This window comes from Gracilimonas tropica DSM 19535 (genome assembly GCF_000375425.1).
In the GTDB taxonomy this organism is placed as follows: domain Bacteria; phylum Bacteroidota; class Rhodothermia; order Balneolales; family Balneolaceae; genus Gracilimonas; species Gracilimonas tropica.
This window is the reverse complement of the sequence record NZ_AQXG01000004.1, coordinates 268,393-280,641: the sequence shown is the minus strand read 5'-3', so window position 1 is coordinate 280,641 and position 12,249 is coordinate 268,393. Positions and strand designations below refer to the sequence as shown.

Annotated in this window: 9 protein-coding genes; 3 read left to right on the top strand and 6 right to left on the bottom strand. The window is 42.4% G+C overall.

Features of this window, described 5'->3' with window-relative positions; genetic code table 11:
* Positions 1-446 precede the first annotated feature (446 nt).
* Positions 447-1,010, top strand: coding sequence for an RNA polymerase sigma factor (locus B151_RS0109500; RefSeq protein WP_020403392.1), 564 nt, complete (start codon positions 447-449; stop codon positions 1,008-1,010).
* On the opposite strand, the gene B151_RS18380 is transcribed toward B151_RS0109500, so the two are convergent.
* Genes B151_RS18380 through B151_RS0109485 form a run of 3 tightly spaced genes read right to left on the bottom strand, consistent with a single transcriptional unit; the run spans position 1,011 to position 4,753 of the window.
* Positions 1,011-1,619, bottom strand: coding sequence for a DUF6992 family protein (locus tag B151_RS18380; RefSeq protein ID WP_020403391.1), 609 nt, complete (start codon positions 1,617-1,619; stop codon positions 1,011-1,013).
* 12 nt (positions 1,620-1,631) lie between these two features.
* Entirely contained in the window at positions 1,632-2,294 is a 663-nt protein-coding gene (pdeM, locus tag B151_RS0109490; RefSeq protein ID WP_020403390.1) for a ligase-associated DNA damage response endonuclease PdeM, read from the bottom strand.
* Entirely contained in the window at positions 2,291-4,753 is a 2,463-nt protein-coding gene (locus B151_RS0109485) for a ligase-associated DNA damage response DEXH box helicase (RefSeq protein ID WP_020403389.1), read from the bottom strand. Before B151_RS0109485 ends, pdeM begins: the two co-directional genes overlap by 4 nt.
* 372 nt (positions 4,754-5,125) lie before the next feature.
* Between B151_RS0109485 and tnpA the strand changes: the two genes are divergently transcribed.
* Complete coding sequence (tnpA, locus tag B151_RS0109480; RefSeq protein WP_020403388.1) at positions 5,126-5,587, top strand: IS200/IS605 family transposase; 462 nt, start codon at positions 5,126-5,128, stop codon at positions 5,585-5,587.
* Between the two features lie 391 nt (positions 5,588-5,978).
* Complete coding sequence (acs, locus tag B151_RS0109475; protein WP_020403387.1) at positions 5,979-7,877, top strand: acetate--CoA ligase; 1,899 nt, start codon at positions 5,979-5,981, stop codon at positions 7,875-7,877.
* A 144-nt stretch (positions 7,878-8,021) separates the two neighbouring features.
* Here acs and B151_RS0109470 read toward each other — a convergent pair whose 3' ends face one another.
* The 3 genes from B151_RS0109470 to B151_RS0109460 all read right to left on the bottom strand — a co-directional run bounded on the left by B151_RS0109470 (position 8,022) and on the right by B151_RS0109460 (position 12,241).
* Positions 8,022-8,390 (bottom strand): hypothetical protein, encoded by a 369-nt coding sequence (locus tag B151_RS0109470; RefSeq protein WP_157470858.1) that lies wholly within the window; start codon positions 8,388-8,390, stop codon positions 8,022-8,024.
* A gap of 66 nt (positions 8,391-8,456) precedes the next feature.
* On the bottom strand, positions 8,457-9,671 hold the full coding sequence (locus B151_RS0109465) for an alanine dehydrogenase (RefSeq protein WP_020403385.1): 1,215 nt from the start codon (positions 9,669-9,671) through the stop codon (positions 8,457-8,459).
* Between the two features lie 155 nt (positions 9,672-9,826).
* Positions 9,827-12,241, bottom strand: a complete 2,415-nt coding sequence (locus tag B151_RS0109460) for a S8 family serine peptidase (RefSeq protein WP_020403384.1) — start codon at positions 12,239-12,241, stop codon at positions 9,827-9,829.
* Positions 12,242-12,249: the final 8 nt, after the last annotated feature.

The window sequence follows — 12,249 nt, the reverse complement described above, 5'->3', positions numbered from 1 at the left end:
GGCTGGTCGTTAAGTTCTTCGGAAAGAGAAGCGTCGGTAACGGAAGCACATCCAAAGGAAAGGGTAACGATGGCAAAAAGGGCGAAGACAGATTTTAGTGATTTCATGATAGATAGAGTTTTTAAGTTATATTTTAGGTTAAGTACAAGAGTGTGTGTAACTCTTTTTGTTACAAACTTTTTTTACCAGCAAATTTTATTTTTTGAGCATAACAAAGCTCGACTATAAGAGTGATTTAAAAGGTATTTGTTACACATCTAATCTAAATTTTAATATTTATAGCTGCCACTAAAAGATTAAAAGAGATTAATAATTCGAAAAAAATCGCTTATTATTGAGGCTGTTGTCATATTGCTGAATTCAATAAGGCAGTTGCAAAATTTATTCTTTTGTATTTCAGGAAGGACTTTATTTTGATGATAATTTTTAATTAGTGGTTGGTTAGTTTGGCACAACTAAGAGTAGATTATTCGGAATTGGTAGATGCACTCCACAAAGGGGATGATATAAAAGCCGGTGAGCTTTTAGAAGAAGTTATTCCAAGGCTGGAAGACTATTTACGTGTTGTTATGCGAGCTGAAGCAAATGCTGCACGAGAATGTGTACAACAGGCCTTTTTGGATGTCTTTGAGCAGGTCCGAAAGGATAACATCAGAAATAGCCAATATATTTTCAGTTATTTGATCAAAGCGGCCCGGCATGAGTATATTCGATATGTGAAACGACAACACAAGTTTGACTATGATGAAGGGGCGTTCAATGAAGTGTATGAACCTGAAGAGCAATTGTCACAACTATTGGATAAGGAGCGACAGCGAATACTGGAAGAATGCTTATCTGAACTGAGAAAGAAATCACGCGAGTTTATCGAGTATTTCATGAATAAACCCGAAGCTACCACAGAAGACGCTGTAGGAGAATTTGATCTTTCCAGCGCCAATGTTAGAACGAAGAAGCACCGTATTTTAAGCCGACTGCATCATTGTTATAAGCGGAAATCCAACCAATGATCAGAAGTTAATTCTAAAACCTGAAGCGGTAAGCTCAAACTGATCGGATAGTTGAATCAGGTTGTTGGTAAGGGGAGAGTGAATTAGGTACAGCACCAAATCGAAAGCGAATAGGAATCCTCCCTGCAGAATCAATGATTTTCCATATCCTTTTAGCCTTTGAGAATCCTTCCTGATGCCCCGATCCCAAAGCCATGCTCCCGTTGCCATATAGCCAATATCGAGCCCGGCATTAAAAAGCAAAATTTTATCAAGATTTTTAAGCTCTGTAACAGATTTAGAATAACTTAGAGTGGAGATATCCATTTGACTAATACTGTAAAGGGCAAAACCTGAAATTCCAAGGTTTACAAGGTTCCAGCCCGCATTCATTTGATGGAAATATTTTGAGTCATTCTCGCTCAAGAAGTACCCGGCTGAACCAGATAAAATATTTAAGGTGGCCCAACTTCCGAGCAAAATCATTCCCTTTTTTTGGAGATTTTGTGATTTTTGTGCGTAAAATTGGGGGTCAAAAGTACCATTTTGAGCATGTAACAATTCAGTAGAGAGCAGGAAAATGAGGATAAAAAGTAAACCTGCAGAAAGCAGAAATTGGTTGTAACGCATTTTTAGTCGGGACTAAATTAATGGGGAAATATCGATCACTCTTTCCTCAACCACACCATATACCAAATCATTCTGTGCGGGCTGAATGCGATAATTTCCGGTGAAACTCCCAAAAGCAGGTAACATGCAGTGAGTTTTCCCAAAATAGAAACAGGGGATATACATTCGTTGCCGACCTTTTGTGGAAAGCTTTACAGCTGGATGTATATGTCCCGCTATGGGATAATATTCAGAACTGGTTGAATCATATTCATCATGCATAAATACAAACGGTTTCATTTCATATTGGTTCACACATTGTAAACCCATTTTTTCGTATTGAAAACGGGTTAGTATATCATGGTTTCCGATGGTCAGTATCATCTCAATATTAGCGTGTGATTTTCTCCATTCCTTGAATTGTTCAACTTCGGCATTCATTTCACTGTGGAAAAGATCACCTAAGAATAAGATTTTTTGGGGTGAAAGATGCTTGATGAGATGATCAAGTCTCTGAATATTGTTAGCATTCACGGTATCAGGAACGGCAATTCCATGTTTTCTAAAATGACCTGCTTTCCCAAAATGAACATCCGAAACCACTAAGATTTTTTGTTCTTCCCAAAACAGAGCTTTTTGAGGAAACAGTATAAGGGATTGATCTTTTATAATGATTTGTAGCCGCTCCTTCATCATTTAACGTGTTTTTCTAATTGACTTTGCATTTTCTGAATGCGATCAATGAGTTTTTCCGAACTTAGCTTTTCTCGCAATCGATCAACCATTATCGGGAAGGCATACGGTGTGAAGCGTTCGGTAAGATTGAAGACAACCTCTTGCTCAGAGATCTTTTTCAAAGCTTTTCGCAGACGTATTTCATCCAATTGAATGCTCATTACCTCATCGAAGGCTTGTTGGATAAGCAAATGATCCGGTTCGTATTCCATAAACACATCAAAGAATAAACTGCTCGACATTTGAAGATGCTTATTCGACTTGACTTGCCCGGGAAATCCCTGGAAAACCAATCCGGCGATCTGACAGATTTCTCGGAACCGCCGCTTCGCTAATTCGGCGCTGTTGATACTCGCCATAATATCTTCCACCAAATGATCTGGTGAAAACAGATCCTCTACCAGCGCTTTCTCGATGGGAATATCCTGATCCGAAAGTAACTCAAACCCATAATCATTCATGGCAATGGAAAAGGTGATGGGCATCATTTTGGACAGCCGGTGAGCGATCAATGCCGACATACCCTCATGCACATAACGGCCTTCAAACGGAAAGAAAAACACGTGGCAACCTTCACGTGAAAAAGATTTCTCAATAAGAAACTGATCTTCATCCGGTAATATTGACCAATCACGCTGAATCTCAAATAGCGGCTCCAGCGTTTTGAGCTCGATATCATCAAAATCACCGGCAACGGCCTGGTGCATTTTCTTGCGGAGAATGTGCGTCATGTTGGAAGAAAGAGACATGCGTCCGCCCATATAAGCCGGAACTTTAGATGATTTTCCCTTGGCTCTTTTTACATACACCGTCATATCTTTGATCTTCACCAACTCCAGGTTTCGCCCCGCAAACCAAAAAGTGTCACCGGTATTCAGCTGCGCAATGAACCACTCCTCAACTGCCCCAAGCGACTTCCCGCTCATATATTTAACCCGAAGCATGGCATCGCTGGCAATAGTGCCTATACTCATTCGGTGCCGCCGGGCGATCTTCCGGCTGTTCACTTTGTAGAGTCCATCTCCTTCAATGTCCACTTTCGAATATTCATTATATCGGCTCAGCGATTTTCCTCCTTGAGTGATGAATTGCAAAATCGAATTCCATTCCTTTTCCGAGAGCGTTTGATAAGCGAAGGTCTTCTTGATCTCCGGGAAGATCTCATCGGGATGAAATCCATCAGAAACGGCCAATGTGACCAAATACTGGACCAAAACATCATAAGGCTTGAGAATTGGTTCGCGACTTTCCATCTCTTCGGAATTGATAGCTGACTTTAGAGCCGCAGCTTCCACTAATTCCAGTGCGTGAGTCGGTACAAAATATATTTTACTGGTTGAGCCGGGTTGATGTCCGCTGCGCCCGGCACGCTGCATAAATCGCGCAACGCCTTTGGGACTTCCGATTTGAATCACCGTTTCCACCGGACTGAAATCAACTCCTAAATCCAAACTTGAAGTGCAAACAACGGCTTTCAATATGCCTTCATGCAGTGATGATTCCACCCAATCCCGGACTTTTCGGTCGAGAGATCCATGATGAATCGCTATAGCTCCGGCAAGATCGGGTCGAGTTTCCAGCAAGTTTTGAAACCAAATTTCAGATTGTGCCCGCGTGTTAGTGAAAATCAGTGTAGAACGGCTTTCATCAATAATGGGCAAAATTTTGGGAAGCAATTTCAGTCCTAAGTGACCGTGCCACGGAAAGTTTTCCATTTCATCAGGAAGGATGGATTCGGCCTGAATATTTTTCTGGATATTGGCTTTGATGATGACCGGTTGGTCTTCCTGATCAGGGCCGAGAAGCACATCCAAAGCTTCATCCAAATTTCCAATGGTTGCGGATATTCCCCAGATAGAGAGGTTGGGACGGAGTCCGCGAAGTCGGGATAAGCCCAGTTCAGTTTGAATACCACGTTTTGAACCGAGGAGTTCATGCCATTCATCCACAATAACTGCATCCAGGTTTTTGAAGTGTCGTTCGTACTTTTTTTGTGCCAGCAAAATGTGCACACTTTCCGGAGTCGTAATGAGAACCTCCGGCATTCTGCGGTTTTGTTTTTGTTTAACGGATTGAGAAACATCCCCGGTTCGGCGGCCAATTTCCCATTGGATGCCCAACTCGTTCACGGAATTTTGCAGGGCTTTTTGAATGTCTTTAGCCAATGCGCGCAGTGGAGTGATCCACAGAACCTTCAGTCCGTTATTCGTTTTTTCCTGGTAATCTTTCGGATGCTCATCGATCCACTTGATTAGGTTCGGCATCCAAAGAGCAAAGGTTTTTCCGCTGCCGGTTGGAGCGTTCAATAAACCATTTTTGTCCTTTAGAAAAGCATCCCAAACCTCCTGTTGAAAGGGAAAAATTTCCCAGCCTCTGGAATCGAACCATTCACGTATAACTTTCCGACCTTTCGTGGACAATGCGTTCTAATTTGATGAGAAAATATTCAGCAATAGTAAAACTGTTGCCGGAAAAATAGTTCAATTTTTGATTGAATATTTGGACTGTGAGGCATGGCTATCGCCGCTGCTTTTTGATTGTGATACCGCGATGTATCAAGACTCTTTTGCATGGACATTGGCAACTTTTTAAAGGTGGGCGAATTTATTGAACTAACAGAGAGATTTTGACTTTGAAGATGATTCATTCATATTTATAGATTCATGAGTGCAATACGAAGTGAGTGGCAGTAGCCACGTTTCGCATCGTAACATCGGGTGCGAACCCGATGGAAAACGCATGAATAAAATCCAAGTGGCAACGCCACGATCCACAAAAAAGGGGTAAAAAGGATGGCTAACACATATCACCAACTTTATATACAAGCCATATTCGGGGTAAAATTCAGAGCAGCTTTAATTCAGTCAGATTGGGAACCTAAGCTCCACTCCATAATTGGAAATTTGATAAATCAAGCAGGAGGAAAAGCCATTCTTGTGAATGGTACATCAGACCATATTCACTGTTTCTTCCATTTGAAACCATCGGTGAATATTTCTGATATCATGCAAAAGGTGAAGTCCAATTCGTCAAAATGGATAACTGAGAATAAACTGGCATCGCATCGTTTTGAATGGCAAAAGGGATTTGGCTGCTTTTCTTACGGACATTCGCAAAAGAATCAGGTGTATCAGTATGTCAAAAATCAGAAAGAGCATCATAAGAAGTATACTTTTCGAGAAGAATATCTGATGCTGTTGAAAAAATTTGATGTCAATTTTGATGAGGCTTATGTCTTTAATGAACCTGTTTAATATGGGGCGTACCTACGGCACTTAACATTTTTTCTGATTTCAGACATCGGGTTATCACCCGATGCTATGATGTTGGTCGTGGCTATTGCCACTTTTTTCTTGTACGAAACACTATTGATGCTTTTATAGCTTCTAATGATTTTTTAATTGCTCAATAGAAATACGATTCGTTAACCAGTGGAGGTTGCCACGACTAACATAGTAACCCCAGTCGAGAGCCTAAGGGAAGTAAAGAATCATACTAAAACTGAGTGGCTGAGCCACGAATCACAGTTCTTGCGTACACTCAATTCCCAAAAATGATAAAATCCATCAAAAAAGCGTTTGCACTTGATTCTCCGCCTAAAAAATCCCAACATCAAGCAAAATTATTAATCAATAAAAATTTACTATGTGGCTAAATATCAAATCATTTGAGGATTATCAGCAGACCTTTAAAGAAAGTGAAAGGGATCGGCTTAAATTTTGGGAACACGAGGCTGGAACTTTTTATTGGAGAAAGCGATGGGATAAGACTCAATCGGGCAGTTTTGAAGATGCAAATATCAAATGGTTTGAAGGCGGTAAGCTGAATGTAACTGAAAATGCGCTCGATAGGCATTTGAATACCATCGGGAATAAGACAGCTTTTATTTTTGAACCGAATCACCCCGATTCATTCCGTCGAACGCTTACCTACAAACAGTTGCATGAAGATGTATGTCGATTTGCTAATGTGCTGGAGGATAAAGGAATCAAGAAAGGTGATCGCGTAGTCATTTATATGGCGATGACACCTGAGTTGGTTATTTCTGCTTTGGCTTGTGCCCGAATTGGGGCGGTTCATTCCATTGTATTTGCAGGATTTTCTGCACAGTCGCTTTCGGAGCGAATCAATGATTGTCAGGCCAAGATGCTGATCACGAATGATGGACTTCGTCGTGGTGATAAGCACGTTCCCCTTAAAGATATTTCTGATGAAGCGCTGGAAGACTCTCCATCCGTAGAAAGTGTGATCGTTTGTCAGCGTACTAACCGAGATATTGATTGGAAAAAAGGGCGGGACGAATGGTGGCATATGCTCATCCGAAATGCTTCCAAAGAACACGAAGCTGTGGAAATGGATGCCGAAGATCCACTATTTATACTTTATACCTCCGGCTCTACCGGAAAGCCCAAAGGAGTGGTTCACACGTGTGGTGGATATATGGTGTATACGAGTTATTCATTCCGACAGGTATTCCAGGTAGGTGCCGATGACATCTATTGGTGTACCGCTGATGCAGGCTGGATCACCGGACATAGTTATATCATTTACGGTCCACTTTTCAATGGAGCAACAGGAATTATTTTTGAAGGAACGCCTACATATCCTGATGCCGGCCGCTTATGGGAAGTGGTTGAGAAATATAAAGTCACGCATTTCTATACAGCGCCAACTGCAATACGCGCATTGATGTCCTATGATCTGGATTATGTGAAAAAGTATGACCTGAGTTCTTTGAAAGTACTGGGTACAGTGGGCGAGCCGATCAATGAAGAAGCCTGGCATTGGTATCATGATCAAATCGGTGGTGGAAAATGCCCAATTGTGGATACATGGTGGCAAACGGAAACCGGTGGAATTATGATCTCGCCGCTGGCCGGAATCACCCCAACCAAACCTGGGTTTGCAACGCTTCCACTTCCGGGAGTTTTCCCGACGCTGATGGATGAGAATGGCAATGAAATTGAAGGGAATGCCGTAGAAGGAAATCTGTGTATCAAGCACCCATGGCCGGGAATTGCCCGAACGGTTTACGGTGATCACGAGCGTTACAAACAGACGTATCTTAGTGCATATAAAGGCTATTACTTCACAGGTGATGGCTGTAAACGCGATGAAGACGGCTATTATCGAATCACAGGCCGTGTTGATGATGTGCTGAATGTGTCTGGCCACCGCTTGGGAACGGCCGAGATCGAAAATGCACTTGATGAGCATCCAAAAGTGGTGGAAACGGCGGTGGTTGGTTATCCGCACGATATAAAAGGGCAGGGTGTGTATGCTTTTATGATCTGTGAAGAGGATATCAAGAATCCGGAAGAATTCAAGAAAGAACTGCTTGACCTGGTGACGAAGATCATTAGTCCTATTGCCAAACCGGATAAAATTCAGGTGGTGAAAGGACTTCCGAAAACACGTTCCGGTAAGATTATGCGCCGAATTTTGAGAAAGATTGCGGCCGATGATCTCGATAATCTTGGTGATACTTCTACACTACTTGATCCAAGCGTGGTGGATGATATCAAGAATGGGAAGGCGATATAAGGTCAAATGATGCTCAAAAGGCACTAAAGCAAGCGTCTCGCTTGTACAGTGTTTGGCAAATATGTTGGCCTGCTTAGGCCAATTCAATAAGTGAAATAAGCTACAATCCTGTCAGGTTTTAAAAATCTGACAGGATTTTTTGTTTTAAAGTCCAAGCAAATAGCCGACCGGCAAGATCAACAAACTTACCATCAACAATATCAGTCGGAAGCGGGTTTTTACGAAGCTGGGATGAAAAAATAATCCGTAGGTAAGAGGTTTTTCGTTATTCATCCAATCGTAATAGTGATGCCGGTGAACCGAACCCAGCGCCATCGTTACATGACCGTGTAAAATGGTGAGCATAAAAGGAATGGCAAAAATGAAGGCCCCGATGTACCTTATAACGATATCCAGGCCGATCAAACCTGCTCCATAAAAATAGGGCCAGGCAAAAAGCACCATCATAGGCACCGTTAGCAGCCAGTTGATGATGGAAATGCGTTTGTAATTGGATTCTGATAATTCATTCATAGGATAAGGTAGATGAATGATGATTTTTGAATGAATTTCGAAATCATCCATTATAAATCAAAAATTCTAAATTTGAGAGGCGATGAGCATTTCAATTTCACGGAAATTCATGTCAAACATTTTAGCCAGCGACTTCTTGGTGATGTGTTTTTTGTAGGAATAGGTTCCGTTTCTGAGGGCTACATTCTCCCAAAGGCATTCCTTTACGCCACCGGCATCCCCAATGGCCAGAATATAGGGAACCAATACGTTATTTAGTGCATAAGTAGCCGTTCTTGGTACATTAGCAGGAATGTTAGGCACGCAATAGTGAATGACATCATGTTCGGTATAAACCGGGTTGGAATGGGTGGTAGGTTTGCTCGTAGCTACACATCCGCCCTGATCGATCACCGTATCTACCACCACACTGCCCGACTTCATATTCATGATCATTTCTTCCGTTACCCAGCAGGGGGAACGTTCGCCTTCCGCCATGGCTGCGCCAATGATGATATCAGCAAACTTAAGTGCCGAATTCAAATATTGATGATTAGCAACCGCGGTAATAATGCGTCGGTCTAAGGCATTTTCAAGTCTGCGAAGAGCGGTCAGATCGGTATCCATTACAAAAACTTGTGCACCATAACCAAGGGCAGTGCGAGCGGCATATTCGCCGGTAATGCCGGCTCCCAAAATAACAACCGTTGCAGGAGGAACCCCCGAAATTCCACCCAACATAATACCCTGTCCGCCACTCATGCTTTCCAGGTAATGAGCCGCGATCTGCACCGACATTGACCCGGTGATCTCATGCATCATGCGTACGATGGGAAATTCCTTGTCTTCACCCCGAATAAATTCATACCCAATTCCGGTAATGGATTTTTTGGTCAGTGTTTCCAGGTATTTCTTGGTTTGACTGCCTATGTGGAGTGCAGATATCAGCGATTGATCGTCTTCCAGAAACTTGAATTCTTCTTCTGCAAGCGGTGCGATCTTCAGGATGAGGTCTGATTTTTTAAATATATCTCCGGCACTGTAAGCAATTTCAGCTCCTGAATCGGCATATTCCCGATCGCTGAAATTAGCGGCTTCACCGGCTCCTTTTTCGATAAAGATTTCGTGGCCGTTGGCCTTCAGGATAGAAACTCCACCGGGAGTCAGGGAAACACGTCGTTCATCATTGGATATCTCCTTGGGCAGCCCGATCTTCAGCGATACCTCACTCTTAGAACGCATGAGGTGCTTCTCCAGCGTCTTCAATCCAATTTGTTCTGTGTCCAGGGGTTTGATATCCATGCCGTGTTACCGTGTGGGCTTAGAGTGGTTTTTCCGAAGATAGGGAAATTTAGGGAGGAGTGAAGCAGGGAATCGAAAGTTGATTTAATACAAAAGACTCATATTCATCTGAATATGAGTCTTTCATAGGTTGAGAAAGTACTCTCAGATAAGGTTTACTTTACCAACTGCATTTTCAGTTCTTTTGTAAATACTTCACCGGATTGCCCTATGGCTTCCATACGTGCTATGTAAAAGCCACTGGGTAACTGTTCTGCATCAAATGTTAACTCATGGAAACCAGCATTCACAGAGCTGTTCAGCAGGGTACGTACCTGCTGTCCCATGACATTATAGATCTTCAAGGAGACTTCCGAGGCTTCGGGCAAAGCATAACTAATTTTTGTGGATGGGTTAAAAGGATTTGGGTAATTATTACTTAAAGAGAACTCCTGCGGCAAACTTGCAATTTTACACCCAATACATCCATCTCCAGAGGACACAATGATATTCCTGAGGCTTTGGGCCGTATTGGAGTTGTCGTCGGTTACCTGTACCCGCAACATAAAGTCATCGATGTATGTACCGCTGTAACTTTGCGAGCTTCCTGCGGGATTCCAGGTAGCACCTCCATTAAAGGAACGGGACCACTGATAACTATAGGGAGGCACTCCTCCAGAAACATTAGCCGTCCATTGCCCGCCTTGGGTGTCTTGAATAATTGTAGGGCCGTTAATAGTTACAGATAGAGGAGGTGTCCCAGGAATCCCATGTACGGTATATGCGAATTCTACATTGGATGCTGAAGTGGGGTAGGTGCCACGAAAATTTCCTTTTTGACCTAAATAATTTGTTTCCCATACATCATAAATATAGGTCCTAAGGGTAGCACTGGTATTTGTGACGGTACCAAGAACCGGTTCACAAAAACCTTGACCGTAATTTCGGGCAGAGCCTGTATTATCCTCTTCTTTGTTCCAGCCTGTTGATTCCACACCTCTGCACCATACATTCGGTTCGTCCAGATAGGAAAAACTGATATTTTTTCTTACTTCTTTTCTTTTAACCCGGTAATAGGTAGTAGCGAGTCCGCTTACATCATAAATCCACATATTGTGTTCAGAGCTGGTAGAGTATACAGACCCTCCAGTCGTCTCATTATAATTCATTACATATGGAGTCTGTAGCAATTTTAAAGCTTCATAGGCGTTTACACGGCCGTGGCCCATACCATTATCAAAACCACCACCATTTACATCTTCTGCTGAAATTTCAATTAAGTTTTCGATGTCATCATTGTATAGGTTTTGGTTTTCTGATAGTAATAAAGCGGCAATCCCTGATACGTGTGGGGCAGCAAAAGAAGTGCCTGCAATAGTTTCATAGCTAAACAACTCTTCGTATTGATCTCCATAACCGCCACCGTTAACGGAAGATGATCCATAGATGGTAGTAAATATTGCATCACCGGTACCCGGACTTTCACTACCTCCGGGCACTACCACATCAATCCAATTTCCTGTATTCGAATAAGAGGCTTTGGCATCCGTATTGGTTGTAGCACCTACTGTAATCATACCATCTTTGATTGCTGCAGGATATTTTTTACTTGAATTCCCATCATTTCCAGAGGATGTAATAAAAGTATGATTAAGCATATAAGTATCTCTGATGGCTCTCCTTCTCGTTGGGCTGTAACTTCCTCCAAAACTATAATTCATTACCCTGGCGCCCCTGTTATTTGCACTTATAAGTGCACTTGCAACATTGGAAGGGGTTGCTGAGCTGAAGCTTTCATTTATAAGGTTAGCGCCATATGCCACACCAGCTATTCCATTGCTATTATTGCCTTTAGCAGCAATAATTCCGGCAATAGCGGTGCCATGGCCGCTCTCTCCCGTATCTCCGGTTACTTTTCCACTTAGGTCTTCATGATCTGTATCAATGCCGTAATCAAGCACAGCTACCTTTACAGAACTGCTGCCTGTGTTAATATCCCATGCCTGATCGGCATCAATATCTGCATCCGGTGTTCCGCTGCCTTGTGCGGATGAGCCGGTATTTTTTAGCGCCCATTGTTTGTTAAAATACTGATCATTTGGCATAACCAGCATGTGTATAAACGGTGTGTTTCCCTGATAATATTGGGTGAAGTTTTTTAATGCGTGGTCTTCTGAAGGATCATTTACTTCCGCATAAGCTACACCTGGTAATTTTTCGAGCCGTTTAATAAGTTGTTCCCTCGAACCATTTTCAGGTATTCTCATGAGAAACGTATTGGACCAATCAGAGAGTGTAATCTGTTTTCCCTGCCTTGTTTGAACGATGCGGTCTTCCTTTTTAAAGCTTGGAATAAGTTTTCCAATAGCTTCTACACTGGCCGAATCCAGGCTGCGCCGGAGTACGCCCGATGATATGGCATAGTCAGCCAAGGCGCCCGAAGCTGCCTGCTGTTGGTGGGTCAAAACATTATCATTAAATTGAACAATAATTTCCCGTTCCGGATTTGTGGAAAAGGATTTTTGAGCATAGCTAATCTGTACGAAAAGCAGACTTAAAAGAAGTGTTGAAATGAGTATATTTGGTTTCAAAACGTTCC